Source organism: Leuconostoc citreum, assembly GCF_007954785.1.
Lineage (GTDB): Bacteria > Bacillota > Bacilli > Lactobacillales > Lactobacillaceae > Leuconostoc > Leuconostoc citreum.
The window spans coordinates 473,100-498,903 of record NZ_CP042410.1 but is presented as its reverse complement, the minus strand read 5'-3'; the positions used below and the strand labels follow the sequence as shown (position 1 = coordinate 498,903).

At 39.7% G+C, this 25,804-nt stretch carries 23 protein-coding genes; 4 read left to right on the top strand and 19 right to left on the bottom strand.

Annotated features, from left to right (window positions below):
* Positions 1 to 254: 254 nt before the first annotated feature.
* The 5 genes from rpsN to parE all read right to left on the bottom strand — a co-directional run bounded on the left by rpsN (position 255) and on the right by parE (position 6,392).
* The gene (gene rpsN / locus FGL72_RS02375; RefSeq protein ID WP_004904725.1) at positions 255 to 524 is read right to left on the bottom strand and encodes a 30S ribosomal protein S14; all 270 of its coding nucleotides are present in this window, start codon (positions 522 to 524) and stop codon (positions 255 to 257) included.
* 1 nt (position 525) lies between these two features.
* On the bottom strand, positions 526 to 675 hold the full coding sequence (gene rpmG, locus FGL72_RS02370; protein ID WP_002815032.1) for a 50S ribosomal protein L33: 150 nt from the start codon (positions 673 to 675) through the stop codon (positions 526 to 528).
* Positions 676 to 812: 137 nt separating this feature from the next.
* On the bottom strand, positions 813 to 1,718 hold the full coding sequence (locus FGL72_RS02365) for a manganese-dependent inorganic pyrophosphatase (RefSeq protein WP_146992510.1): 906 nt from the start codon (positions 1,716 to 1,718) through the stop codon (positions 813 to 815).
* Positions 1,719 to 1,766: 48 nt separating this feature from the next.
* Complete coding sequence (parC, locus tag FGL72_RS02360) at positions 1,767 to 4,205, bottom strand: DNA topoisomerase IV subunit A (protein WP_146992508.1); 2,439 nt, start codon at positions 4,203 to 4,205, stop codon at positions 1,767 to 1,769.
* A gap of 123 nt (positions 4,206 to 4,328) precedes the next feature.
* Entirely contained in the window at positions 4,329 to 6,392 is a 2,064-nt protein-coding gene (gene parE / locus FGL72_RS02355; RefSeq protein ID WP_004907843.1) for a DNA topoisomerase IV subunit B, read from the bottom strand.
* Positions 6,393 to 6,595: 203 nt separating this feature from the next.
* Here parE and plsY point away from each other — a divergent pair, with 203 nt between their 5' ends.
* Complete coding sequence (plsY, locus tag FGL72_RS02350; RefSeq protein WP_012305301.1) at positions 6,596 to 7,207, top strand: glycerol-3-phosphate 1-O-acyltransferase PlsY; 612 nt, start codon at positions 6,596 to 6,598, stop codon at positions 7,205 to 7,207.
* 29 nt (positions 7,208 to 7,236) lie between these two features.
* Here the strand turns inward: plsY and dtd are convergent, their stop codons facing one another.
* Together dtd and FGL72_RS02340 are read right to left on the bottom strand one after the other, a co-directional pair.
* Positions 7,237 to 7,686, bottom strand: coding sequence for a D-aminoacyl-tRNA deacylase (gene dtd / locus FGL72_RS02345; protein WP_133424630.1), 450 nt, complete (start codon positions 7,684 to 7,686; stop codon positions 7,237 to 7,239).
* A gap of 16 nt (positions 7,687 to 7,702) precedes the next feature.
* Positions 7,703 to 9,940: a RelA/SpoT family protein gene (locus FGL72_RS02340; RefSeq protein WP_004900959.1), complete on the bottom strand. Its 2,238-nt coding sequence runs from the start codon at positions 9,938 to 9,940 to the stop codon at positions 7,703 to 7,705.
* A 210-nt stretch (positions 9,941 to 10,150) separates the two neighbouring features.
* Here FGL72_RS02340 and FGL72_RS02335 point away from each other — a divergent pair, with 210 nt between their 5' ends.
* The gene (locus FGL72_RS02335) at positions 10,151 to 11,392 is read left to right on the top strand and encodes a multidrug efflux MFS transporter (RefSeq protein ID WP_146992506.1); all 1,242 of its coding nucleotides are present in this window, start codon (positions 10,151 to 10,153) and stop codon (positions 11,390 to 11,392) included.
* A 38-nt stretch (positions 11,393 to 11,430) separates the two neighbouring features.
* On the opposite strand, the gene FGL72_RS02330 is transcribed toward FGL72_RS02335, so the two are convergent.
* From FGL72_RS02330 to FGL72_RS02305, 6 genes are all read right to left on the bottom strand, one after another.
* Positions 11,431 to 11,727 carry a DUF7671 family protein gene (locus tag FGL72_RS02330; RefSeq protein ID WP_004900963.1) on the bottom strand — a complete coding sequence of 99 codons (297 nt, stop codon included), beginning with the start codon at positions 11,725 to 11,727 and terminating at the stop codon, positions 11,431 to 11,433.
* Positions 11,714 to 14,236 carry a carbamoyl phosphate synthase preATP-grasp domain-containing protein gene (locus FGL72_RS02325; RefSeq protein ID WP_004900965.1) on the bottom strand — a complete coding sequence of 841 codons (2,523 nt, stop codon included), beginning with the start codon at positions 14,234 to 14,236 and terminating at the stop codon, positions 11,714 to 11,716. Before FGL72_RS02325 ends, FGL72_RS02330 begins: the two co-directional genes overlap by 14 nt.
* Positions 14,211 to 15,296: a carbamoyl phosphate synthase small subunit gene (locus tag FGL72_RS02320; protein WP_186727990.1), complete on the bottom strand. Its 1,086-nt coding sequence runs from the start codon at positions 15,294 to 15,296 to the stop codon at positions 14,211 to 14,213. The genes FGL72_RS02325 and FGL72_RS02320 overlap by 26 nt, the downstream gene beginning before the upstream one ends.
* A 58-nt stretch (positions 15,297 to 15,354) precedes the next feature.
* The gene (gene pyrR / locus FGL72_RS02315; RefSeq protein ID WP_004900970.1) at positions 15,355 to 15,882 is read right to left on the bottom strand and encodes a bifunctional pyr operon transcriptional regulator/uracil phosphoribosyltransferase PyrR; all 528 of its coding nucleotides are present in this window, start codon (positions 15,880 to 15,882) and stop codon (positions 15,355 to 15,357) included.
* 62 nt (positions 15,883 to 15,944) lie between these two features.
* On the bottom strand, positions 15,945 to 16,868 hold the full coding sequence (locus FGL72_RS02310; protein WP_004900976.1) for an RluA family pseudouridine synthase: 924 nt from the start codon (positions 16,866 to 16,868) through the stop codon (positions 15,945 to 15,947).
* Positions 16,846 to 17,247 carry an EbsA family protein gene (locus FGL72_RS02305; RefSeq protein ID WP_004900977.1) on the bottom strand — a complete coding sequence of 134 codons (402 nt, stop codon included), beginning with the start codon at positions 17,245 to 17,247 and terminating at the stop codon, positions 16,846 to 16,848. The genes FGL72_RS02310 and FGL72_RS02305 overlap by 23 nt, the downstream gene beginning before the upstream one ends.
* 146 nt (positions 17,248 to 17,393) lie before the next feature.
* Between FGL72_RS02305 and FGL72_RS02300 the strand changes: the two genes are divergently transcribed.
* The gene (locus FGL72_RS02300; protein WP_146992504.1) at positions 17,394 to 17,792 is read left to right on the top strand and encodes a ribonuclease HI family protein; all 399 of its coding nucleotides are present in this window, start codon (positions 17,394 to 17,396) and stop codon (positions 17,790 to 17,792) included.
* Between the two features lie 22 nt (positions 17,793 to 17,814).
* Here the strand turns inward: FGL72_RS02300 and FGL72_RS02295 are convergent, their stop codons facing one another.
* From FGL72_RS02295 to FGL72_RS02285, 3 genes are read right to left on the bottom strand one after another with little or no spacing between them, the layout of a single operon-like run.
* The gene (locus tag FGL72_RS02295) at positions 17,815 to 18,681 is read right to left on the bottom strand and encodes an ROK family protein (protein ID WP_004900979.1); all 867 of its coding nucleotides are present in this window, start codon (positions 18,679 to 18,681) and stop codon (positions 17,815 to 17,817) included.
* 38 nt (positions 18,682 to 18,719) lie between these two features.
* Positions 18,720 to 19,988 (bottom strand): glycoside hydrolase family 32 protein, encoded by a 1,269-nt coding sequence (locus tag FGL72_RS02290; RefSeq protein ID WP_085698737.1) that lies wholly within the window; start codon positions 19,986 to 19,988, stop codon positions 18,720 to 18,722.
* A 15-nt stretch (positions 19,989 to 20,003) separates the two neighbouring features.
* On the bottom strand, positions 20,004 to 21,962 hold the full coding sequence (locus FGL72_RS02285) for a sucrose-specific PTS transporter subunit IIBC (RefSeq protein WP_085698735.1): 1,959 nt from the start codon (positions 21,960 to 21,962) through the stop codon (positions 20,004 to 20,006).
* Between the two features lie 185 nt (positions 21,963 to 22,147).
* On the opposite strand from FGL72_RS02285, the gene FGL72_RS02280 reads away from it, so the two are divergent.
* Positions 22,148 to 23,110 carry a LacI family DNA-binding transcriptional regulator gene (locus FGL72_RS02280; protein WP_004900986.1) on the top strand — a complete coding sequence of 321 codons (963 nt, stop codon included), beginning with the start codon at positions 22,148 to 22,150 and terminating at the stop codon, positions 23,108 to 23,110.
* 44 nt (positions 23,111 to 23,154) lie between these two features.
* Here the strand turns inward: FGL72_RS02280 and FGL72_RS02275 are convergent, their stop codons facing one another.
* The 3 genes from FGL72_RS02275 to glnA all read right to left on the bottom strand — a co-directional run bounded on the left by FGL72_RS02275 (position 23,155) and on the right by glnA (position 25,802).
* The gene (locus FGL72_RS02275; protein ID WP_004900989.1) at positions 23,155 to 23,340 is read right to left on the bottom strand and encodes a 2-hydroxymuconate tautomerase; all 186 of its coding nucleotides are present in this window, start codon (positions 23,338 to 23,340) and stop codon (positions 23,155 to 23,157) included.
* Positions 23,341 to 23,355: 15 nt separating this feature from the next.
* The gene (locus tag FGL72_RS02270; RefSeq protein WP_004900991.1) at positions 23,356 to 24,336 is read right to left on the bottom strand and encodes a YitT family protein; all 981 of its coding nucleotides are present in this window, start codon (positions 24,334 to 24,336) and stop codon (positions 23,356 to 23,358) included.
* Between the two features lie 119 nt (positions 24,337 to 24,455).
* Positions 24,456 to 25,802 carry a type I glutamate--ammonia ligase gene (glnA, locus tag FGL72_RS02265; RefSeq protein WP_004900994.1) on the bottom strand — a complete coding sequence of 449 codons (1,347 nt, stop codon included), beginning with the start codon at positions 25,800 to 25,802 and terminating at the stop codon, positions 24,456 to 24,458.
* Positions 25,803 to 25,804 lie beyond the last annotated feature (2 nt).

Sequence of the window (25,804 nt, the reverse complement as noted above, 5' to 3'; positions counted from 1 at the left end):
ATGGCCCGCTCATTTACAAAACTATGTAAATTAACAATCTTTAGTATAACGCAAATATACACCAATTGCAAATTAGATAAAACAAAAAGACCACAATGCGTGGCCTTTACTAGAATGTGAACCTTTATGACCTCATTCGCCTAAGCTCATTGAGGCAGTCACTGTATTTAGCTAATGCTATAATAATTGACTTTTAACGCGCCCACGTAACGCTACTGGTTAGTATAAATCGTTCTTTTCAGAAACGCTATAACTTACCAAGAAGCCTTGCGAACACCAGGGATTTGACCCTTATGTGCCAATTGACGGAAGTTCAAACGTGACATACCAAATTCACGCATGTAAGCATGAGGACGTCCATCAATCAAGTCACGATTGTGCATACGTACGGGAGATGAATCCTTTGGCAAAGCAGCCAAACCGATGAAATCTCCAGCAGCCTTCAATGCCGCACGCTTATCAGCGTACTTTGCAACTAAAGCTTCACGCTTTTGTGCCTTAGCAATTTTTGACTTTTTTGCCATGTTACTTAATCTCCTTAAATGTTACAACTTTACGAAGTTTTGGTGAGTACTTCTTCAACTCAAGACGATCTGGTGTATTACGACGATTCTTAGACGTCAAGTAAATACGTTCACCAGTTTCATCATTTCCTAGAACAACGTGAATACGCATATTCATACTCCTTAGTGTGGTTTGTTAAAATTATTTGCTTGTCAATACAAATAGTTATTATACATGAACATCTTATCACTGTAAAGTAGTTTGATTAATTCTATCAAAACATTTTAAGTAATGAGCTGACCATGTTTTTAAAATTGGTTTTCCAATGGTGGCACAACTTGTTTCTTACGCGATACAACACCTGGCAAATCAATCACATGATTAGTTAATGTGGCATTAAAGGCACTTTCAATTGCTTGATTAGCATCTCCTAAATAAATGGCTTTTGAATTTGAGTTCAAGATATCAGTAATGACAAACAAAAAGTCTTCATAACCTTCAGCAACCATTGCTGCCTCGATACCCGATTGACGTGCCAACACATCATCAATATCAACCGTATTCACTTGACCTATACGGAATTGGTGACCACCCATTTCAAATGACTTTGCATCGCCATCAATCAGTTCTTTATCACTACGTGATGATAAGTCCGTACCGGCTTTTAATAAGTCCAAGCCATAAGCTTCATAATTCGTCAAACCAGCAATCTTAGCCAAGGCCTCTAAAGCTGGTTGGTCATATGTCGTTGTAGTTGGACTCTTGAGTAGTAAGGTATCTGAAATAATAGCAGATGCCATTAGTCCTGCAATATCAGACGGAATTTCAATGTTAGCTTGCTTAAATTCATAATAAAGAATTGTCGCAACTGATCCCCATGGCTTGGCTGTGATGTAAAGCGGTGTTGCATTTGTGAAGGCAAACTTATGGTGATCGTAGATACCTTCAACAGTCACATCAGCAAGATTATCAACTGATTGCGCTGCTTCATTATGGTCGACCAAAACGACTGTTTCTGTATCTGCAGATGAAATCACACGTGGCGCTGCTACTTTAAAGTAATCCAACGCAAATTGCGTTTCTGCATTGGGTTCACCCTGTGCCGCTGCCTCAGTATCATTACCAATTTGATTCAAAAAATAACTTGCTGCAATTGCTGAAGCAATTGTATCTGTATCAGGGTTTTTGTGCCCAAAAACTAAAGTGTTAGCCATTAGTTCATATCTCCTAGATGTTTATACGTTTATTTTATCAAAAAAAAGTTACTTTGTCTTAGCAATTGTTAGTGGTTGAACACGCCATGGTTCGCCATACTTTTTAACATCAACAACATATTGACCATTGCCTACACGTTGTGACGGCTTGTAATCGCTCAGCTGTAGCTCCTGTTTTTGCCAACGTGTTGTGAGTATTTCTAATGCTGTGTCTTCAATGTTAAGAATAGTTGCCGTTGCAACATGATAAGCCACTGTTTTCTTTTGCGTAAAAATTAGTAAGCCTTTATTGGCGCGCTTTGAACGTGTTATTTCAGAAACCGGCATGTATTTAAAGGCGCCATTATCAGCCATAATAGCTACGCGCTGTGCCTCATTTGTAACAAAAACGGCAGCCTTAATTGTATCTTCATTGCGCAAGTCCATCGCTTTGACGCCAGCAGTACGTGCCCCAATTTCTGGGATAGATTTAATAGCAAAGCGCAGCCCAACACCATGTTGCGATAGCAATAGTACGTCTTGCTGGCCAACTGTTTCAAAGTAATCAGCGTTGACCACATAACTATCATTTGTTTTGAGCTTGATGGCCATTGAGGTTTTCTTTTTGTATGCTTTTGGTAACATGTCACTCAAAGTCGTTTGCTTAATAAAGCCATCGTTGGTCACAATGGTAAAGGCACCACCTTGCTCTAGGGTGTTGATTGGTACAACTTTAATAACATATTCTTCCGTACGCCAATTCGATAGTTCTTGAGAAAAATGTTCCCCAGTATCTTTCCATCTTGAATCTGGCAGTTCGTGAACTGGTCGATAGATGACACTCCCTTTATTGGTAAACATAAATAAGTGCTGTGTCGTATTGAGTTGCCCTTCAAACACCGGCAAATCATCATCGGCTAAGCCGTTATCTTTATCAGAAGCCTTATAAGAGCGAATAGATGCGCGCTTATAATAACCATTACGCGATACTAATACTTGTACATCTTCTTCGGCAATTGTTACGGCTTTATCAATGACAAGATCTTCAACTTCAGCTTCGATTTGTGAGCGACGAGCGGATTGATATTTCTGTGTAATGGCCGTAATTTCGTCACGAATAACAGCTTTCAAAGCCATTTCTTCATTCATAACTTCTGTTAAATGGTTGATTTTCTCAGTCAACGCCGCAAACTCTTCTTCCAATTGCGTCACATCAGTATTGGTTAAACGATACAGTTGCAATGTCACAATGGCTTCCGCCTGAGGTTGCGTAAAGTCGAAACGTGCTATTAAATTTTGTGTCGCATCTTTACGGTTTTTAGATGCTCGAATCGTTGCAACAACCTCGTCCAAAATTGACAACATACGAATTAAGCCTTCAACAATATGCTGTCTCGCTTGTGCTTTGGCTAATTCATACGCTGACCGCTTTAATACAACTTCCTTACGAAATGCTATAAATGCTTCCAGCGCCTGTTTAAGACTCACGTGAACTGGCCGTTGGTCATGAATAGCAACCATGTTAAAGTTATATGCGATTTGCAAATCAGTTTTTTTGAAGAGGTAGGTTAAAATGCCATTGGCATTAGTGTCTTTATTGAGCTCAATAACAATTGACATGCCTTCACGATCTGATTCGTCACGCACTTCAGAAATGCCGGCAACTTCTTTATTAAGACGAATAGCATCAATTTTAGATACTAAGTTTGATTTCACTACTTCATAAGGTAGTTCCGTGATTTCAATTTTTTTCTTGCCACCCTTAAGCTCAGAAATAGCTGTTTTGGCACGGACAACAATTTTACCACGGCCTGTTTTATAAGCCTTTTTAATCCCATCTAGCCCTTGAATGATACCACCGGTAGGAAAATCTGGCCCTTTAATGTACCGCATCAAAGCTGACTGTGGCGCCTCTGGGTGATCAAGCAAGTAGATTAACGCGGCATTAATTTCTTTCAAATTATGCGGTGGTATTTCAGTCGCATAACCAGCAGAAATACCCGTCGCACCATTAATTAATAAGCTTGGAATACGTGATGGTAAGACTGTTGGTTCATAGGTCGTATCATCAAAGTTCAAAACCATATCAACAGTGTCTTGACCTAAGTCAGCCATCATTTCACCGGCAATTTTAGATAAACGCGCCTCAGTGTAACGCATTGCTGCGGCGGGATCATTATCGATTGAACCGTTGTTACCGTTCATATCAATTAATGGTTCACGTACTTTCCAATTTTGAGATAATCTCACCATGGCTTCATAGATAGAGGAGTCACCGTGTGGATGAAAATTACCCATGACATTACCAACTGATTTAGCCGACTTACGATAAGGATGATCATAAGTATTGCCATCCTGATTCATCGCAAATAAAATACGACGCTGGACTGGCTTTAAGCCATCGCGAATGTCTGGCAACGCACGTTCTTGAATAATATATTTTGAATAACGCCCGAAGCGTTCGCCCATCACTGCTTCCAGTGAGAGCTCTGTTATACGATCTGCCATATATCAAGTTGCCCACCGGTCATTGACAGTGGACAATATTCCTCTCAAATAGTTTAAATAAATATGTAAATACCGCGCACAATTGTACACGGTAATGGTTGTTTGGTCAACCGCGTGAGCAAACTAATTATTTTTATCACGCCAAGTCGTAATAATTGGTTCAGCTGTTTCAGAGGTAGTAGTATGCCCCTTCTCATTCTGTCGAATTTTTTCAAATACAGCTGTCGAACTTTCATTGTCACCATCAACGTTGTCTAGGATAGAACCTGCTTCGTCCATTGTAAAATGAACGTTGGCTTCAATCCAATCACGTCGTGGTTCAACTTTATCACCCATCAACGTTGTCACACGTTTCTCAGCCAACACAGCATCATCAATTTTAACTCTAATCAATGTTCTTGTCTCTGGATTCATGGTTGTTTCCCATAGTAATGGGGCGTTCATTTCACCTAGTCCTTTAAACCGTGTTAATTCATAACGGGCATCATTTTGACTCGTAATGCTCTCAAGTTCATCATTTGTCCAAGCAAATTGATCTTCGAATTTTTTTGATGCATATTTAACACGGTAAAGCGGTGGTAATGCAATATAAACACGCCCAGCTTCAATCAGTGGTCGCATATATTTGTAGAAAAAGGTTAATAGCAGTGTTTGAATATGCGCACCATCATCATCCGCATCAGTCATAATAATAATTTTATTAAAAGCCGTATCTTCAACTTTAAAATCAGGTCCAACACCACCACCAATTGCATAAATCAGAGTCGATATTTCTTCGTTTTTTAAGATATCGGCTAACTTAGCCTTCTCTGTGTTTAATACTTTCCCCCGTAAAGGTAAGATAGCTTGAAACTTACGATCTCGTCCCTGTTTTGCCGAGCCGCCGGCTGAATCACCCTCTACAAGAAATAACTCATTGCGAGCGGCATTTTTCGATTGTGCAGGGGCTAATTTACCAGATAATAGACGATCTTTTTGGCCCTTTGTTTTACCCGTTCGGCTCTCATCACGAGCTTTACGCGCTGCTTCGCGTGCCTCACGCGCACGAATAGCTTTACGAATGATATTTTGACCAAAATCGCCATTTTCCATTAAGAAACGACCTAAAGTTTCGTTAACAACAGCATCAACAATGCCACGGGCCTCTGGCGTACCTAGCTTATCCTTTGTTTGACCTTCAAATTGTAAGAATTGTTCTGGCACACGCAAAGAAATAACGGCAGACAAGCCTTCACGTACATCGCTACCTTCTAAATTTTTATCTTTTTCTTTTAAGAGGTTAACCTTACGCGCATATTCATTGAAAGCTTTGGTCCAGGCAGTTCTAAAACCAACTTCGTGTGTGCCACCATCTTGTGTCCGCACATTATTAACAAAAGATAGCAATGTTTCAGAGTAACCATCATTATATTGCGCTGCAACATCAACAACTAAACCTTCTTGTTGCCCTTCAAAGGTCATAACCGGTCCAATTGTTTCTTTGTCTTCATTTAGAAAATTAACAAAGGACTCAAGTCCCTTCTCATAATGATAAGTTTCTACACGAGCAGGTGACACGCGTTCGTCAGTTAAAATAAACTTAACCCCTGACATAAGGAAAGCGGATTCTCTTAAACGTTCAGATAATGTGTCATACTTATATACTGTGGCACTAAATATTGATGGATCAGGCTTAAATGTCACGGTGGTGCCTGATTTAGCTTTCGTTGCACCTAAATCACGCAGTGTCCCTACAGGCTGCCCACCATCAATAAAGTCTTCTTGCCATTGATGTCCATCACGAATAATTGTTACTTGCAAACTTTCAGACAAGGCGTTTACTACTGAAGAACCGACACCATGCAAACCGCCAGATGTCGCGTAACCACCCTGACCAAACTTACCACCAGCATGTAACACCGTCAAAATAACTTCTGGTGTTGGCTTACCGGATTCATGCATGCCAACCGGCATACCGCGACCAAAATCCTGCACAGTAATTGCATTATTGTCGTGAATCGTCACTCGAATTTCGTTACCGTAACCGCCTAAGGCCTCATCTACTGCGTTATCAACAATTTCATAAACCAAATGGTGCAAACCACGACCATCAGTTGACCCAATATACATACCAGGTCGTTTACGAACAGCTTCTAATCCTTCTAATATTTTTATCGAATCTGAATCATAGTGATTTTTTTCTGCCATGAATACTCTTTAACTTTCTTAATTTAAAACATAACACAATTGAACAATTGTTCGATTTCATGCGTCAATCTATATTATCATAGATTAAAAAAAGGATTCTGACAAGTAGAAATATTTTATTTTAATTAAGTTACCCCCTTTACTATTATGATTTATGTTAGAATTAACTTTGTGTTTAGGCACAATTATGAGGAGTTCTAATTATGATTTCAATCGTATTAATGTTCGTTTTGTCATACTTCCTAGGCGCCATGGTACCAGGATTTTGGATTGGCAAACTATTTTATCACAAGGACATCCGTGATGAAGGTTCCGGCAACATCGGCACCACTAACTCATTTCGCGTTTTGGGCCCTGTTGCAGGTATAATGACCTTGGTTTTGGATTTACTAAAGGGTACGGCTGCAGGTTTATTACCGTTAGCGTTTAACAGCACAATTAATCCCATGTTAGTTGGTTTAGTAGCCGTCATCGGTCATACATTTTCTATATGGATTAAATTTAAAGGTGGGAAAGCCGTAGCCACCTCTGCTGGTGTTTTGTTAGCATATAATCCGCAATTTTTTTGTTTAATTGCCACTGTTTTCATCGTTATGTTATTACTCACTTCAATGGTTTCCGTCAGTTCAATGGTGGGCTTCAGTATAGCTGTTATCGTATCTTTTTATTATCATGATATGGTACTCACTGTTGTGGCAGTTGCTTTAACAATTTTTGTCTTTTATCGCCACCGCGCTAATATTTCTCGCATTATTCATGGAACAGAAAGCACTGTGCCTTTTGGCCTTTACCATTATCTGCACAAAAAAAAATAAAAAACCGATAGCTATTGTCTATCGGTTTTTTATTTTTGATGCGTATCGAACAAAATTGTAACAGGACCATCATTTACCAAAGACACTGCCATGTCTGCACCAAATTGTCCTGTCTCAACATCTAATCCAGAATACAATCTAAGCTGGTCATTAAAATTAGCGTATAATTTTTCTGCAAAGACAGGATCGCCAGCACCTGTGAAGCTTGGTCTATTACCCTTTTTAGTATTAGCAAGTAAAGTGAATTGCGAAATCGATAAAAATGTGCCCTCAATATCTTGAATACTTAAGTTCATACGGCCCGATTCATCTTCAAAGACACGTAACTGACTAATTTTACGGACAAGATACATTATATCTTCTGCTGTATCTGTATTCACAATACCTACCAATAAAACGTATCCTTGCTTAATCGCACCAACAATCTGGTTATCAATCGTTACTTGTGCAGACTTCACACGTTGCAACACTACTTTCATTCAAATAACTCCTTTATCAATGAAACGTCCGCTCAACATCATAAACAGCGGGTAGGTTATTTAACGCATCCATAATCGCTGTTAACTGCTCTGTATTTTTAACACCGATGGATAGTGACACTTGCGCCATACCATTCTTAGTCGCATGACCATTAACTGAATTAACATAACGTGTCCGGCTATTAATGGATCGTAAGACATCGTTCAACAAACCATTTCGGTTTTCACCATGAACCGTCAAATCAGCGTCATAATTAGGCTTAAGGCCTGATTCATCTTCCCATTGCACATCAACTAAGCGTTGGCCTTGTATTTCTGCTGCACGAATATTAGGACACCCCAGACGATGCACTGAAATACCGCGTCCTTTAGTGATATAGCCTTTGACAGGGTCACCTGGGACTGGTGTACAGCAGCGACCTAAACGAACCAATAAATTATCAACGCCAGCAATCACAATATCATCAGCTGAAGCTTTTTGTCGCTGTGTTAATGCTGTCTCAACACGCTTAATCTCGTGCCCTTCTTCAAGTAATTCACGCTGTAATTCTGCCGTTTGGGCTGCTTGCTGTGCCTCACGAATCTCTTCAGTCAACTTATTAGCTACACCTGGTGCCGCTACATCTCCATAGCCAATCGCTGCTAACATATCGTCATATGCATGGTAATGTAATGTTTCTGCTGTCTGCGTGAGTTTATCAGTGGTCATGACCTGATTAGGGTCGAAACCGGTTTCTCTTAAGTTCCGCAAAAGCAGCTCTCGCCCAGCCTCGATATTGTCGTTACGGTTTAGTTGCTTGAAATATTGCTTAATTTTATTACGAGCGCGCCGAGTTGAAACTAAATCTAACCAATCACGGCTTGGTTTGGCTGTTGCACTGGTAATAATTTCGATAATATCACCAGTTTTAATTTTATAATCTAGTGGCACAATTCGACCATTAACTTTCGCACCAGTGGTTTTAATCCCAACATTCGTGTGAATGGAAAAAGCCATATCAAGCGGTCCTGCACCTTTAGCTAATTCAAAGACATCCCCTTTGGGGGTAAAAGCATAAACGCGGTCACTGAACAAGTCCCCCTGTACACCATCCATGAAATCTTCGGCATTTTTAGCGTCCTCTTGTAATTCCAAAATACCTTGAATGACATTAAGCGTTTGTTCATTTTTATCAACGACTTTAACTTCTTTATTTGAACCCTTATTTTTCTTGTAGGCCCAATGCGCAGCCACACCATATTCAGCGACTTCATGCATATGATGCGTTCTAATCTGAACTTCCAAAGGTCGACCACCAGGGCCAATAACTGTCGTGTGCAAACTTTGATAACCATTGGCTTTTGGCAAAGCAATATAATCTTTGAATCGGCCAGGCAAAGGCATCCATTGGGAATGGATAGCCCCTAACACCGCATAAGTATCTGGAATAGTATCAGTCAATACGCGCACAGCCGATAAGTCATAGATTTCTTCAAAGGCTTTATGTTTATCGGTCATTTTTCGATAAATTGAATAAATATGCTTTGGGCGACCATAAACGCTGACATTATCTAATTCTAAATCTTTAATCGCATCATTAATTTCACGCACGGCTTCTTCAACATAGCGAATACGCTCATCACGCTTCATGTTCATTTGTGAAGCAATACTATGATATTTATCGGGATCAAGGTAACTCAATGATAAATCTTCAAGTTCCCACTTAATCGTGCTAATACCTAATCGATCAGCTAATGGTGCGTAAATGTCTAAGGTTTCACTTGCGATTCTGCGACGCTTTTCTTCACGTAAGGCTCCTAAAGTTCTCATGTTATGCAGTCGATCAGCAAGCTTAACAATAATTACACGAATGTCCTTGGACATGGCTAACAACAATTTACGATGATTTTCTGCTAATTGCTCTTGTGAATTTTGATATTGAATTTTACTGATCTTAGTTACGCCATCAATAATTTGTGCAATTGTCGTCCCAAACTTATCTTCAACATCGGCCAACGTCGCAGTTGTATCTTCCACAACATCATGTAAATATCCTGATATAACTGTTGCTGTGTCCATGCGTAACTCAGCCAAAATGCCAGCAACTTGTATCGGATGAATAATATAAGGTTCGCCTGATTTACGTAATTGTGCCTTGTGTAAATCAGCAGCCCATTCATAAGCCGCCTTGACCTTAAGGGCATCTGATTCAGTCATGTAATGCGACACCATGTCTAACACTTCTTGTCCTGAATATTTTTTTGTTTTTGCCATATATATACTTGTGCTTAACGCACTTTTCCCTTCACAACTTCCGGAAGACACACCACTGTTTCACGAACCGCAGCATGCCTTATGACGTTTTTATACGTAGTATAATTATAATAAATTTTTAATATTTTCACAACCTATGTCTTATAACGTGCATATTTTTACAAATAAGCATACACTAGTAATATCAATTTTTCATAAAGGAGGTTGCTGATGTCTGAAAATGATCAAGAACCAGCGGAATCCGAGAACACACTTTGGCAACGTAATGTCTTTGTATTATGGTTTGGCGTTTTTATGACAGGTGTTGCACTGAGTGAAGTCATGCCTTTCTTGTCCTTATATATCGACACTTTAGGCCATTTCAATAAAGATGCCTTAAGTCTTTATTCAGGCGCTGTTTTTGCTATTTCTTTTCTGGTCACAGCCGTTGTCTCGCCCTTTTGGGGTAAATTAGCTGACCGCAAAGGTCGAAAACTCATGTTACTGCGTGCCGCATTTGGTATGTCAATTGTATTGTTTCTGATGGGGAATGTGACCAATGTTTGGGAGCTGTTATTGTTGCGTGCACTGCAAGGTGCAATGGGTGGTTTCATTTCCAATGCTAACGCATTAGTTGCAACACAAACACCTAAACAACACGCTGGTAAGGCCCTTGGCATTTTAGTAACTGGGATGACTGCTGGTAATTTAATTGGCCCATTTTTTGGCGGTGTACTGGCCATATTTTTTAGTTATCGCACATCATTTCATATTACTGGCATTATTCTATTCCTAGTATTTATCCTTACTTTGTGCTTAGTCAAAGAAGAAGAACGCCCCGTCTCGCTAACAGTAGCAAAGTCTTCAACTAAGGTGTTATGGGCCGGTTTACCAAATAAACAATTCATTGTTGGCTTATTTGTGACAACAATGTTAGTGCAAACCGTTAACACATCTATTAATCCAATTATTAGTTTATTTGTTCGAGAGCTGATGCATAATGCAACGAATACGACATTCATGGCCGGTATTGTGGCCGCTATGCCTGGTATTGCAACAGTGATTGCAGCACCGCCATTTGGTCGCTTGGGCGATCGTGTAGGCACTGAACGTATGATAAAAATTGGCTTTATGATTGCTGTAATCGCTTTTATTCCGACAGCATTTGTCACCAGTATTAGTATGCTAATGTTACTCAGATTCATTGTTGGTATTAGCGATGCCACAATGTTACCAGCCATACAGACATTATTATCGAAAAACTCGCCAACAGAAATGACAAGCCGTATTTTTAGTTATAATCAAAGTTTCCAATCTTTAGGATCGGTTATGGGTCCCATGATTGGTGCAATTATTGCAAGTTTGTTTGATTATCGCGGTATTTTTATTGTCAGTGCCCTAATTATCATACTTAATGCAGTTTTGTTCAATATCACAACACGACGCAAGACAGAAACAGCAGCCATCAAATAAAAAAAAGCGTTTCCTTTTGAAAGGAAACGCTTTTTTATTTAGGTTAGCCAATGATTGAGATACTGCATATCAACTGAAGCCGATGTCCAACGTTGCAGTGGCGTATAATTATGACGTTGATTAAAAGCCAACTGCTGCATCGACAAAACTGCCACAGCTTGGCCATTTTCAGTTAAAAAAACTTGACCTATTGTTGTGAAATGACCTTTCGTATGCTTCCCAGTTCGCCAAAAATTAGGTTTTGCATCCTGCTTTGGTAAGTACTGCCCAGACAAGTTTTGTGTTACAACAACGCCTGAAAATAAGTGCGTCTCATATTTACTATTCTTTCCCATAATCGTAAACTCCCACACCTACTTCAAATTTAGTACCGTCAATCACGTCAGTTGGTTGCAAATGTAACTGGTAATTGACATCAGCACTAATCATACTCAATCGCTCACTGGCACGCATGCTATCAGCATTTTCAAGTAATTCATAATCTTGTGTCGTGAGTTCATTTAATCCCGCACGAATTGTCAATCTTATCCAAGGCACCTGCATAATTTTTGTCAAGTAAGCAATCTGGCCATACGGCATCGGCCTTAGCCAGGAGCCACCATTTCCTATTGTCGACAAATGTATTTGTTTTTGCCAACGAACCGTATCTTGGTACCAAATCACCTGATAAACACCAGGATTATCAAGCGGCATAGCCAATATTTCATCAGAGAGCGTTGTTGGGTGTGCAATGATACGCATCTCACCCGCCAAATGTTGTGTCACATTAATCAGGTATCGATTTTGCCCATCAAAGAAAAAGTTGAGCGCAAATTCTGATTGTCGGTCATTTGGTCCATCAGGCATATGTTTTTCTTTTGGTAATACAATCACTCGCTGATTCAAATCACGTAACGCGTTAATGAGTTTACGTCGGTTACCTGGAATCACAATTGCTTGTGGCGACTCTAGTTCAACAACTTTCATGACATCTGATATTTCCAATGGCTCTAAATATTGTTTATCAGCCAAGTGTGGTAGTAATGTCGCATCGCTTGGATTATTATTCATAATAATTGTCGGATACTGCAGCCGTCTTAATTCAGACATTGTGATGGCAGTCGCATAACCCGCTGAAGCAGCATCACCCATACGAAAAGCACCAGAACCGATCACTAAAACGGCGCGTTGATCAATTTGAATTGATTCGTTTTCTGATTCATATGTCGCATAGTACTGACGTGCATTTTCAGGAAATTCACCCGCAGATGGCTCAACTGCTTTATAAGTGACACGAATATCGTTTTCTTTTGCTAGTGTTCTAATAATATTGAAGTCGGTATGCCAAAAACGTGCAATCAAACCGTCTGACAAACCGTATTTTTTTCCACGGCGCAACGAAGTAATGCTATCAATATCTGATTCAATTTCAGATTCCAACTTATGCAGATGCTGTAACTGATGAAAATAGAATTCATCAATTGCTGTCAATTCTGCTAGTTCGTCGATTTCATAGCCTCTTTTAATTGCTTCAATTAACAATAGTACCCGATTATCTTGTGGATGAATGAGCTGTTGTATCAACTCATCATCATTAATGTGAGCCATATTAGTTGGCGAAAAACTGGCATTATTAAAATGTGCTGACCGAATCGCTTTTTCAAGTGCTTCAATAAATGTACGTCCAAATCCCAGCGTTGAACCAACTGATTTCTGCACACTATTTAATTGCCGATTAACATCGATGCCTGCTTCTGCTAATTCACCAAAAGGAAATACTGGTAATTTGACAACAACATGATCCATCATTGGTTCCATCATAGCAGTATTTGTGCCAAAGTTATGTGGTAGTTTAATGTCTTCTAGAGGTATACCCATAGCTAAGTTTATCGCCACTAGCATCGTTGGGTACCCAGTCGCTAACGCCATGCGCGTCGCCATTTGATCAATATAGGGTGACACCTTAATGATGTATATTTCGCGGTCATCATCATCTATGGCAAACTGTACATGCATAACACCTTGAAGTTGCAGTATATCCGCAATTCTAAAAGCATAATCTCTCATTTGGCTAATGAGTTGATCTTGAACGGTTAGTATTGGTGACACACTTAATGAATCAGCAGTATGAATACCAATTGGATCCATATCCTCACTTGCCCCAATTTGCATCTTATTGCCGCGCACGTCTCTGAGAATTTCTAGACTAATCTCTTTGAGACCGTTAATCGCTCTAGAAATAATTACCTCTTGCGTAACGGATTGTGATTTGGCTAAATTAATGGTGTCTTCAAATTCATCCAAACGCTCCACAATATGACGCGTATTATTTTGATTGGGGTGTAATGCCCTGACCATCAAAGGCAAATGTAACGTCCTTAATAATTCATTAGCTTCATCTTGCGCTTTTAAAACATAATTATTAATCACTGGTAAGCCGTTTTTTGCCATAAAATCGGTTAAGGCTGGCAAATTATTAACTTTTAATAACATGTCAATGTTCAAGCCAAGTGTATTCGGTACATTGCCATCTCCGTGAGACCAACTTTGGACGACATCAGCCCATAATCGCAATGAGACATCACCACCAAATAAAGGAACAACCGTATCAATTGCTTCATCACGAATGATTTTCTTAATATTATGTACTGTTAAGGGCTGCCAAAATGTTTTTGCCGCAAGACTTTCTAGTGACAGTGCGTAAGGATTTTCATCAATTACAAAAACATCAATACCGTGTCCTCTAAGCTCTGGCATAACCTGATAAATCGCAGCGTCATGCTCAGCTTCTTGACCAAAATTATTAGCACCGGAACCAATGAATAACAGCTTTTTAATTTTATTGTTGGTTATAGTGTTCGACATAATCTTCTACCGTTTCAAAAAAGTCCGCAAAGACAGCAGTTGCTTCAAGCGGTCCAGGAGCAGCGTCTGGGAAAAACTGCACACTAAATGCTGGAAATTCACGATGCCTTAATCCTTGAACCGCACCATCTACTAAGTCACGATAGGTGACAAATAGTTTTTTGCGATCAATTGTTTGATCATCTACTGCGTAACCCTGCCCCTGCATTGCATAAAATATTTGTCGTGAAATAATTTCTTGAATTGGATGATTCATACCATGATGTTCGGAAGGTAATGGTTTAAGTTCAGCACCATTAGCCAGAGCAAATAACTCATGTCCTAGGCCTATACCCAGAAGTGGCGCTTTCGTTTGTAAGACACGAATTAGAGTCAACACACTTTCAGGTAAGGTTCGCGGATCTCCAGGGCCAGTAGATAAAATAATACCATCTGGATCTAATGTTAACACTTCTTCAACACTAGTCGTGTATGGCAACACAGAAACATTAGCATCGTAATCACCTAACATACGCAAAATACCATGCTTCAAACCAAAATCAATGACAACAATATGACGACCACGTCCGGGGTTAGCATATGGTTTTGGCGTTGCCGTATTTTGCACTTGCTTGTTTGTTAACACCGTTGCGACGAGCTGATCGACTGCATGTTCATCAGCAAAATCGACAATGGTGGCTTTTTGTGGCCCAGTTTCACGTAAGTGACGAATAAGCTGACGTGTATCTACTTGATAAAGCCCTGGAATGTTATGTTGCTTCAAAAAGCGATCTAAGTTCATACGACGCTGGCGATTAACGGATACCTCAGCTAAATCATGAACGACCATGCCGCGAATTGTCGGCTTAACGGATTCATATGCCTCAGCATGTATCCCAGAAGCACCAACAACAGGCATAGCAAAAACAATCATTTGCCCATCATAAATTGGGTCAGTGATGATTTCTTGGTAGCCTGTCATGGCCGTATGAAAAATAATTTCGCCAAAGGTGGTAGCTGGTGCACCAAACCCTAGGCCTTGAAATACCCTACCATCTTCAAGAATTAAGTGACGTTGCATCATGTTTTATACTTTGCTGGTCCCTTCATTATAAAATGATTAGTCCAACTTTCTCCTGTTAATGTACGATTTCAACAGCATCTCTGCCATCGATTTCTTGCACCAAGACTTTAATTTTTTCGTTCTGTGCAGTTGGGATGTTTTTCCCTACAAAGTCAGCACGAATAGGTAATTCTCGGTGGCCACGGTCAACAAGAACAGCTAAAGCTATTGTATTGGGACGCCCAATATGAATTAAAGCATCCAAAGCTGCCCGAATTGTACGACCAGTAAACAACACATCATCAATCAAAACAATATTTTTATCGGCAATGTTAGTTTTTTCTTCATCGTTCAAACCCAAACTGTCATCGTGGTTTAATACATCGTCACGAAAATTAGTAATATCAATTGCCATGACAGGGATTTTAACCCCTTCGAGCTGTTCAAGACGGTTAGCAATACGATGCGCTAGGAACTCACCGCGTGTTTTAATACCGACCAGTACTAAGTCCTGCCCACCCTTATTGCGTTCAATAATTTCATAAGTAATACGTGTTAACGCACGTTGTAAAGATGCATTATCTAAAACTTCTTTGTTTGTCATAATGATTATTGTACATATACAGTGAAAACATATTCACCATATATTTATCCTCCTAGTAAAAATTAGTCGTGCTGAATTATCGGAATTAAAGTTGCTAAAGATTTTGTAAAATAACTCGGCAACTCACTATCAAATGTTAACAATTCACCTGTGGTCGGTTGTGTTAAAGATAGTGTTTTTGCATGCAACATTTGTCCATTTAAAGTCACGTGTGGTAGTTTTTGCGCTGAACCATACACAGGATCGCCAATAATTGGATGGCCAATATAAGTCATATGGACACGTATTTGATGCGTACGACCAGTCTCTAACCGTATTTTCAAAAGTGTATAGCCAACATACCTTGTGACAACCTCAAAATGCGTTATTGCCTCTCGCCCACCAGCTTGAACAGCTTGCTTTTTGCGATCAACCTTATGCCGCGCTAATGGCGCATTAATTGTGCCTGAATCTTCAGAGAATTCACCCCGGACCAATGCATAATAGATACGTTCGTTTTTATGGGCCTTGAGTTGTTCAGACAACGCTTGATGTGCTTTGTCATTTTTAGCTACCATCAATAAACCACTTGTGTCACGGTCAATCCGATGCACAATACCAGGTCTAAAGCTACCATTAATTGTTGATAAAGGCGCATGGTATAGTAAGGCGTTGACTAGCGTGCCACTCGTATGCCCGGCTGCTGGATGGACAACCATTCCTTGTGGTTTGTTAACAACTAATAAATCATTGTCTTCATAGATAATATCTAATGGCATATTTTCAGCTATAATTTCAGTATTTTGAACGGCTGGTGGTAATATGGTTATCAGATCGCCACTATTGACCTTATACGAACGTTTCACCTGCGTTTGATTAACCACTATGTGCCCATCTTGAAGCCATTCAGCGAGTACTGTACGCGAATAAGGTAATGATTTTTTAGCTAGAACTGCATCAATTCGACCAGTTTCATTTGTAATTTCAAGAGTGATCTTTTCCGTCATGCGTATTCATGTATTCCTTAATTTGATCTGCTATATTTTGGCTTAACCAATATTTACGTGCACGGCCCGCTCTTGTAAAAGACAGTATATGCCCGTTGAGCTGCCAATTATGCACTGTCGCAAGTGAAATTTTTTCATATTCAGAGACAAACATGCGACCTAAAAATAATTGCGGCCCCGCAATGTAGATACGACGACGCACAATCATCACTACGCTTAAAAGTAAGATAATGACAATATAGCCGATTGGGATTATATCTAATTTAAATGACATTTCGCTCCAAACAATCAAGCCAATCATTAATAAGATAAACCACCATAGCCAGCCAATCTGGCCTGTTGTATTTAAAGGTTGAAAAAAGCCTCTTTTTGGTATCATAATTTCACCCCTCACACGATTTGATTAATACCGCGTTGTATCATATATTGTTACTATATTATTTTACCATGAAATGCGCTATCCTATAAATCTCATTTCTATGAAAACAGCGCACAATAAATCTTAGTTTTGGAGAAATCAACAATATGTTAACCCTTTACTTCGACGCTGCACGAGAGCCTCAAAGTGGTATCAGTGCCGGTGGCGCAGTCTTGATACACCATAAACAACAGCAGCAAATAAAATCAAACTTATTTTATACGACAGATAATCATGAAGCTGAATTTCTTGCTTTAATTTGGGCTTTAAAACAAGTTAAGGTGGCTGAAACATCGGAAACCATCAGAATATTTAGTGACTCAAAAATATTAATTGACAGTCTTGATAAAAAGTACGCTAAGCACTATCAGCCCTTATTAGAAGAAATTATTCAGTTATTGACACCCTATTCTTTGGTTATTAGTCAGTGGTTACCAGAAAAAGAAAATCATGGCGCCCATTATATGGCACTACAGGCATTAAAAAAAAATAAACGTCCCTCATAAATGATGAAGGACGTTTATTTTTTTACAACAATGTTTTAGCCAAATAGAAGCAACCAAGAATACCAGCGTTATCGCCGTTAGCTACTGGCACAATGTAATCTTCTAAATCAGGTACATCTAAATAATCACTCATTTGTTCAGCAAAACTCGCACGAATCAATGGGAATAAGGTTTCGCGATGTGGCACACCACCACCAAAAACAATCTTTTCTGGTCGCAAAATCATGGTATAGTCTAGCGCTGCTTGTGCTAGATAAAAGGCTTCAATTTCCCATGCCTTATCTCCGTCAGGAATTTCTTTAGCACTCTTATGCCAACGCGCTTCAATTGCTGGACCAGCTGCCAAGCCTTCCAAACAATTATCCCCGTGGAATGGGCAATGACCTTCATAGTGATCTTCAGGATGCTTTTGCAAGAAAATATGTCCAGCTTCTGGGTGCCCATAACCACTCACCAATTTGCCACCTGACACAATACCAGCCCCAACGCCCGTACCTACTGTCAAGTAAACCATATTTTGAGCATCTTTGGCAGCACCAGTCTCAAACTCAGCCCAACCAGCACCATTCACATCTGTTGTCCAGAAGTAAGGAATATCACGCCAAGCCTTCATACGACCCAAGAAATTATAGCCTGACCAACCATGTTTTGGCGTAGCCAAAACATAACCGTATGTCTTTGATCCCTTCACAATGTCAATTGGTCCAAAAGCAGCGATACCAATAGCATCAATATTGTCAAATCGGTCAAAAAACGCAATAACTTGATCTAATGTTTTCTCCCCGTCTAATGTTGGGAATGCTGTCCGTTCAACGATATTATAATTTTCATCTGCTACGGCGACCACAAACTTTGTGCCACCTGCTTCAATTGCACCTAATAATCCCATGATTTACCCTCTATTAATTATTATTTTTTCCGTAAACGCTATTTAAACCATCTACTTGTCATTGCGGCAAGTCCGTCTTCAGTATAGACTTCCAACACGTCAATATCAAGTATTAATAGCAATTGACTCACATTTCCTGTTATTTGTCTGGTTTCAATGCCTTCTGTCTCCCATTGTCGTCTTGAAAAGACCACGGTGTTACCAACACGCTTTAACTCAGCATTTTGACTTAACTTTATTGTCCAATCCTCTGCTGATATAATGCGGTATTGACCAACTTGTAGTTGATCAAAATCTGTTAATAACGTTGGTGAAAGCACTTCTGCAATTGGTCTTTGAACCAACTCATTTTGACTATTGACGTGTAGTTCACGTGGTACGCTTAGAACATGAACCCATGATTTATCTGCAATAGTCGGCACTGCCGCCTCTCTGTCAGGCGTCATCATGCCAGCCCAACCCCACATGATACGACGTCCATCTGGTGCAACCATTGTTTGCGGTGCGTAAAATTCAAATCCTTGATCCACTTCTTTAAAGTCGGTGTCAACATGGAACTTGACAGTTGCTTCATCAAAATGGCCCACAACATAACCTGTATTATGAATATTTTCATACCGATGATTTTTCGTATCTGGTTCCAGCCCTTGCGGCGAAAACATGAGTACTTGCTTACCATCAACCTCAATATATCCTGGACATTCTAGCATATAGCCTCGCACATCTTGCAATTGGTCACCTAAAATTGAACCACGGAAAAGCCAATTTTTGAAATCAGTGGACTCGTAAGCAATAATATCCCCCACTTGATTGTCATGTTGCGCACCTAAGATAAGGAAATAATGCCCATTCTTACCTTGCCACACCATTGGATCACGAACATCTTTTGTAAAACCCTGAGGGTGAGGAAATAATTCACCAAGCTTTTCAAAGTTTAGTCCATCATCACTCACCGCCCACATCTGTGACGATTTAATACTATGGCCTGCGCTATCTCTTACATTACCAGTATAAAAAACATATAGACGATCATCGTGCACAAACGCTGCCCCCGAATATATACCTGCACTGTCAAGATTATCAAGTGATGGTTTTAAGGCTGTCTCAACACGTTGCCAAGATTTTAGATCATCTGATATAAAATGACCCCACTCCTTGTATTTATGATTACATGCCTTTGGATTCCACTGATAAAACACATGATATTTTCCTTTGAAAAATACTAGGCCATTTGGATCATTTAACAGCCCAGTCGTGGGATATAAGTGATACGCTTCAAAGGCAACTTCATCGTTTGTAACTAACATCTATACTCCTCAAAATTATGCCGTAACGGCAGTCTGTGCAGCAGTTTCCGGAACAGCTGTGATAATCACATCATTAGACGCTACATTAGCACCAAATGGTTGGTTTAATACAACTGTTTTAAATGTCTTAGTATTTGTAACAATCACCATAGTTGTGACCGGATAACCAGCGTCACTAATGACTTGCTTATCAAAAGTTCCTAAAACATCACCCTTTTTAACTTGCTGTCCTTGAACAACTTGACTTTCAAAGCCTTTTCCTGCCAAATTAACAGTATCAATACCGATATGGATCAATACTTCAACGCCATCAGCAGTTTTTAAGCCATAAGCATGTTTAGTAGCATATGCAACTGTAATTTCCCCATCAGCAGGTGCTATAATTTCGTCCCCTGATGGTTCAATCGCTACACCCTCACCCATCATACCACTTGAGAACACGGCATCACTAACTGTCTTGATATCAACCAACTGACCAGCAACAGGCGCATCAACTTTAAAACCAGATACTTGGTCTGCTACAACTGTATTATCGACATCTGTGCTCACACTATCACTTGGCATGTGTGAACGACCGTACATTAATGTCACAACAAATGATAGCGCAAAGCTAATGGCAATGGCGATAAAGAAGCCAATCCATTTGTTAGCAGGTATTGCGATAAAGCCAATCAAACCAGCAGGTCCTAATGATGATGACATAACATGGAACAATCCCATCACTAAGCTAGCCACACCTGATGCCCCAAGGGCAATAAAGAATGGGAACTTATATTTTAAATTGACACCGAACAGCGCAGGTTCTGTAATACCCAACATAGCTGATGCACCAGCTGAAGATGATAAGGCACGCAACTTTGTGTTACCTTTAGCCAAGAAATAAATCGCAAATGTAGCGGCGCCTTGCGCAACGTTAGCTGAAGCAGCAATTGGGAAAATGAAGTCGCCACCCGTTTTAGAAATGTTAGCCAGTAATTGCGTTTCGATAGCTGGGAAACTTTGATGTAAACCAGTAATAACAATCGCTGAGTAAAATGAGCCAAAAATGGCATAGCCGATAAAGCCAAATGTTGTGACAAGCCATGTCAAACCATCCGTAATCCCATTAGATACAATACGCAAGATAGGTCCAACCACAATAAATGTTACGAACCCTGTAATTAAAATAGATAGCATTGGTGTGAACGTAAAGTCAATTGCACCCTTTAAATGCTTATGGAAAAACTTTTCCAGATTAGCTAAGATAAAGGCTACACCGATGATTGGCAACACTTGACCTTGATAGCCAGCTTGTGCAACATGCAGACCAAACAAATCCCATGTTGGCATCTTACCGCTCGCTACCGCTTCAGCAACACTATAACCATTAATCAAACTTGGCATCACCAACATCATACCCGCTGCAGCACCAAGAATTTCACTACCGCCAAAACGCCGTGTAGCCGTGATACCAATCAAAATAGGTAAGAAGGCAAATGGTGCAGATGCCATAAGGTTAACCATTTGGGCTAATCCTGTAATCTGTGGAAACATTTCAACAAGTGATTTTGGACCAAACATGCCAGCACCAGTTAAAATATTGTTCAATGCCATCAGCAAACCACCGGCTACCAAGGCTGGAATCAATGGTACAAAGATATCTGATAACACTTTAATCAAAGCCATTAATGGATTTTGCTTACCTGACGATGCAGCAATTTGCTTTAAATCGTCAGTTGAAGCTTGTTTAACACCAGTTAATTTAACAAACGCATCGTAAACACCATTGACATCACCAGGTCCAACGATAATTTGATACTGACCGTTAGCATTAAATGTGCCTTTTAAATCAGGATCATTATCTAAAGCTTTTTGGTCGATTTTCTTGACATCTTTGACAACCAATCTCAAACGAGTGGCACAATGCGCCGCAGCAATAATATTTTCCTTGTCGACTGCATCAGCAACGCGCTTGGCGACTTCTTTATAATTCATAACAATTTCCTCTACTCTGCTCATCAGCGTAAACTCAATTACTGGCTTATGCTAATATTGTGTGACTACGGAACCGGTTCTTTATTACACTATTATTGTAACCGCTTACATATTATTTTGCAAGCGCTTGTTTTGTTACAAATATGTGACAATAAAAATGCTATTTTTCTGATATGATTAACAGTATGAATAAGAAAGTTACAATTAATGACATTGCAACCATAGCCAATGTCGCCAAAAGTACCGTCTCTCGTTATTTGAATGGCGGTTCTGTTAGTGAGCATACCAGACTAAAAATTGATCGCATTGTGGCACAATACAATTACACCCCTAACACATTCGCACAAAGCCTAAAGCAGCAAAAAAATCATACAATTGGTGTCATAGTCCCTAGACTAGATTCAATTGCCCAATCAGATATGTTACGCGGACTTGATGATCTCAACAAGGATGACACCTTCTTAATTGTCAATGCTTATCAGGATGCTAAGCGGGAACTTGCGGCTATTGAAAAGCTCCATTCTCAAAATGTGGGTGGTATTATTCTATTGACTGCTAACTTAACAGACGAAATTCGTGATGTCTTAAAAGCCTCACCCTTACCAATTGTCATTCAAGGTCAGGATGAGCCCAATTTTCACCGTGTCATTATGGATGATTTAGCAGCAGGAAAAGCTGTCGGTCAGTACATTCAAACCCTAGCCCCCAAAAATGTACTGCTACTCAATGTTGATACAAAAATAGATCAGGCAGTTGGACATGACCGCTTTGTTGGCATTAAAGCAGCGTTAGCTAAGACACCACATCAGGAAATTATTACAGATTTCAAACTCGATACTGCAAAGGCTGATTCCTACCAAGCCATGCAAACTGATGATTTTGATCTTGTTATTGGTGCAACTGACCGTATTGTCGTTGGTGCAATGCAGTCCGCTTTCGCTTTAAAGCAACATCCTAAATTTATTGGTTTTGGACAATCATTTTTTAGTGAGACAGTGTCTCCCAATCTCACAAGTTTTGAATTTAATTTTTATGAGACTGGAAAACAATTATACCGGCTATTTCTAAAAGTACGTGATGACAAGCCAGTCGATGTTCAACGTGTTATCATGAACGGTCATTTGGTTGTACGTGAATCAACAGAATAAAAAAAACCTCTGCTTAATGCAAAGGTTTTTTTGATCTGTTATTTTTATTGATCACTTTTTAGAACACCACCGACTGAGTAGTGATCTTTTGGCATTTCACGTAAAATGACATGAACTGCTTCACGTGCTGCACCAGCATCTTCAACAATCACATCAGTAATATCCTTTACCATTTTTGCTAACTGCTCATGGGTACGACCTTCTAATAATTCAACTTGTACAATTGGCATTGTGTTACTCTTTTCTTATTTTTTTTGTTCTTCAATTTTATCTAACTGTGATTCAAGCTGTTGCTCAGCTTCAAGCTGTGCGTTGACCGTTTCTAATTTTGGTACTGCAACAGCTTTTTTCATTTGTAATTGACGGTCTGCATCAAAAAATTCGCCAGATACGCTGACTGTGCTCATCAAATTAATAAAAGCTTTTGGGTCAGTACGATGAACAATTTCTTGCATCTCAACAATTTCATAACGCGATAAAACCATCATTAGCGTTGTTGAGTCACGTTTTGTGTAAGCTCCCTTCGATGGTAAAATCGTAATACCACGAATTAAGTCTTTATGCAAAGCTGTGACAACATCATCACCTTTAGACGTCACAATCATAGCGGTTATCTTCTGGTAACCGGTATAAATGGCATCAACTGCGCGACCCGTAGCGTATATACCAATTAACGTGAACAGTGCGTTTTGCCAACCAATAAAAGTCCCCGCAACAATAACTACCACGAAATTAATGCCATTCATCAAGACGCCAATCGACTTACCCGTACGCTTTTGAACGACCATTGCCACAATATCCATACCACCGGTAGAGAAACCATATCGCATCGCTAAGCCTATGGCAACACCCAACAAGAGGCCACCAAATAGAGAAGCTAATAATGGCTCACTCGTAAGTGCTTGCGTTGGCGCAAAAATCTGTAATACCGAAACCACAATAGAATTTAAAAAACTCAATATGGTAAATTGTCCGCCAATCATTTTCCAACCAACAACACCGATTGGAATATTAAAAATCATAATGAACATTCCGGTTTGAATATTGACATGAAAAACTTGTGCAAAGAAAATGGATAGCAACTGTGCAATACCATTAAATCCGCTTGAAAACACTTGATTGGGGATTAAAAAAGCATTCAATGCCAACACTTGAATTACTGCACTGGCCAAAAAAATGACAGTAATTAACATGGCTTTACGCCAATTGATTGTGATTTTTTTCATATCATCACACGCTCCTCAGACTAATAAAACACCTCTTTCATCATAACAAAAAAGCAACGACTTGTCGTGGCTTTTCAGTAACTCAGATGTTTTAAAAGATAAAATTGAATGCATAGTGATTAGTAGTTCTCAAGATAAGCGTCCGTTTCCCATTTCGAAACATATTGACGGTAAGACGTATACTCGATTTTCTTGGCTTCGATAAATTTATCAGCAATGTGACTACCAATTGCCGCAATGATGGTGTCATCTTGAGACAATTCTCTCACAGCTGCGAGCAATGTATCTGGCAAATCAGTGATACCAGCACGTGCACGCTCGTTTTCATCCATTAAATAAATGTTCTTATCAACCGAAGCTAGTGGCTCAAGCTCGTGCTTAATACCATCTAAACCAGCTGCTAAGATTGCTGCCAATGTAGTATAAGGGTTTGCAGTAGGATCAACCGAGCGCAATTCTAAACGTGTTGACTTACCGCGTGATGCTGGTACACGTACCATTGGTGAACGATTTGAAGCAGACCAGGCAACATATACTGGCGCTTCAAACCCAGGTGTTAAGCGTTTGTATGAATTAACAGTTGGATTCGCTAAAGCTGTAAACGCTGTGGCGTGTGCTAACAAACCACCTAAGAAATTATAGGCTGTTTTAGATAGTCCCATCTCATCTGCCGTATCTTCAAAAGCATTGGCATCGCCTCGGAAAAGCGACATATTCGTGTGCATACCAGAACCATTAATCCCAGCAACTGGCTTCGGCATAAATGTGGCAAAATAACCATTTTTGCGCGCAATTGTTTTAACAACAAGCTTGAACGTTTGAATATTATCTGCGGCCTCAAGTGCTGATGCATATTTGAAATCAACTTCGTGTTGCCCTTCGGCAACCTCGTGATGCGCTGCTTCAATCTCAAAGCCCATCTTTTCTAATGTCAACACAATTTCACGTCGGACATTTTCGCCCATATCTAACGGTGCTAGATCAAAATAACCACCTTTATCGTTCAACTCGGTTGTTGGATTACCATTGGCATCTAATTTAAATAAGAAAAATTCAGGCTCGGTCCCAACATTGAATGCAGAAAAGCCTTCAGCCTTGGCATCAGCCAAAACTTTACGTAAAGCATGTCTTGGATCACCAGCAAATGGTTCACGGTCAGATGTATAAATATCAGCAATTAACCGCGCAACTTTACCACCATGGCTATCAGTCGCCCATGGGAAAATCATAAATGTTGATAAATCAGGATACAAATACATGTCTGATTCATTAATTCGAACAAACCCTTCGATTGATGACCCATCAAACATTAGGTTATTATCCAAAACTTTATCCAATTGAGAGATTGGCACTTCAACATTCTTAATTGCACCAAGAACATCTGTAAATGTTACACGGATAAATTCCACGTTCTCATCTGCAATGATTGCTTTAATTTCTTCTTTTGTAAACGACTTTCGTGCCATGA

What these genes read in the sequence shown, in the direction of transcription:
- rpsN (WP_004904725.1), bottom strand. Translation starts at nt 524, where the DNA reads ATGGCAAAAAAGTCAAAAATTGCTAAGGCACAAAAGCGTGAAGCTTTA.
- rpmG (WP_002815032.1), bottom strand. Translation starts at nt 675, where the DNA reads ATGCGTATTCACGTTGTTCTAGGAAATGATGAAACTGGTGAACGTATT.
- FGL72_RS02365 (WP_146992510.1), bottom strand. Translation starts at nt 1,718, where the DNA reads ATGGCTAACACTTTAGTTTTTGGGCACAAAAACCCTGATACAGATACA.
- parC (WP_146992508.1), bottom strand. Translation starts at nt 4,205, where the DNA reads ATGGCAGATCGTATAACAGAGCTCTCACTGGAAGCAGTGATGGGCGAA.
- parE (WP_004907843.1), bottom strand. Translation starts at nt 6,392, where the DNA reads ATGGCAGAAAAAAATCACTATGATTCAGATTCGATAAAAATATTAGAA.
- plsY (WP_012305301.1), top strand. Translation starts at nt 6,596, where the DNA reads ATGATTTCAATCGTATTAATGTTCGTTTTGTCATACTTCCTAGGCGCC.
- dtd (WP_133424630.1), bottom strand. Translation starts at nt 7,686, where the DNA reads ATGAAAGTAGTGTTGCAACGTGTGAAGTCTGCACAAGTAACGATTGAT.
- FGL72_RS02340 (WP_004900959.1), bottom strand. Translation starts at nt 9,940, where the DNA reads ATGGCAAAAACAAAAAAATATTCAGGACAAGAAGTGTTAGACATGGTG.
- FGL72_RS02335 (WP_146992506.1), top strand. Translation starts at nt 10,151, where the DNA reads ATGTCTGAAAATGATCAAGAACCAGCGGAATCCGAGAACACACTTTGG.
- FGL72_RS02330 (WP_004900963.1), bottom strand. Translation starts at nt 11,727, where the DNA reads ATGGGAAAGAATAGTAAATATGAGACGCACTTATTTTCAGGCGTTGTT.
- FGL72_RS02325 (WP_004900965.1), bottom strand. Translation starts at nt 14,236, where the DNA reads ATGTCGAACACTATAACCAACAATAAAATTAAAAAGCTGTTATTCATT.
- FGL72_RS02320 (WP_186727990.1), bottom strand. Translation starts at nt 15,296, where the DNA reads ATGCAACGTCACTTAATTCTTGAAGATGGTAGGGTATTTCAAGGCCTA.
- pyrR (WP_004900970.1), bottom strand. Translation starts at nt 15,882, where the DNA reads ATGACAAACAAAGAAGTTTTAGATAATGCATCTTTACAACGTGCGTTA.
- FGL72_RS02310 (WP_004900976.1), bottom strand. Translation starts at nt 16,868, where the DNA reads ATGACGGAAAAGATCACTCTTGAAATTACAAATGAAACTGGTCGAATT.
- FGL72_RS02305 (WP_004900977.1), bottom strand. Translation starts at nt 17,247, where the DNA reads ATGATACCAAAAAGAGGCTTTTTTCAACCTTTAAATACAACAGGCCAG.
- FGL72_RS02300 (WP_146992504.1), top strand. Translation starts at nt 17,394, where the DNA reads ATGTTAACCCTTTACTTCGACGCTGCACGAGAGCCTCAAAGTGGTATC.
- FGL72_RS02295 (WP_004900979.1), bottom strand. Translation starts at nt 18,681, where the DNA reads ATGGGATTATTAGGTGCAATTGAAGCAGGTGGCACAAAGTTTGTGGTC.
- FGL72_RS02290 (WP_085698737.1), bottom strand. Translation starts at nt 19,988, where the DNA reads ATGTTAGTTACAAACGATGAAGTTGCCTTTGAAGCGTATCACTTATAT.
- FGL72_RS02285 (WP_085698735.1), bottom strand. Translation starts at nt 21,962, where the DNA reads ATGAATTATAAAGAAGTCGCCAAGCGCGTTGCTGATGCAGTCGACAAG.
- FGL72_RS02280 (WP_004900986.1), top strand. Translation starts at nt 22,148, where the DNA reads ATGAATAAGAAAGTTACAATTAATGACATTGCAACCATAGCCAATGTC.
- FGL72_RS02275 (WP_004900989.1), bottom strand. Translation starts at nt 23,340, where the DNA reads ATGCCAATTGTACAAGTTGAATTATTAGAAGGTCGTACCCATGAGCAG.
- FGL72_RS02270 (WP_004900991.1), bottom strand. Translation starts at nt 24,336, where the DNA reads ATGAAAAAAATCACAATCAATTGGCGTAAAGCCATGTTAATTACTGTC.
- glnA (WP_004900994.1), bottom strand. Translation starts at nt 25,802, where the DNA reads ATGGCACGAAAGTCGTTTACAAAAGAAGAAATTAAAGCAATCATTGCA.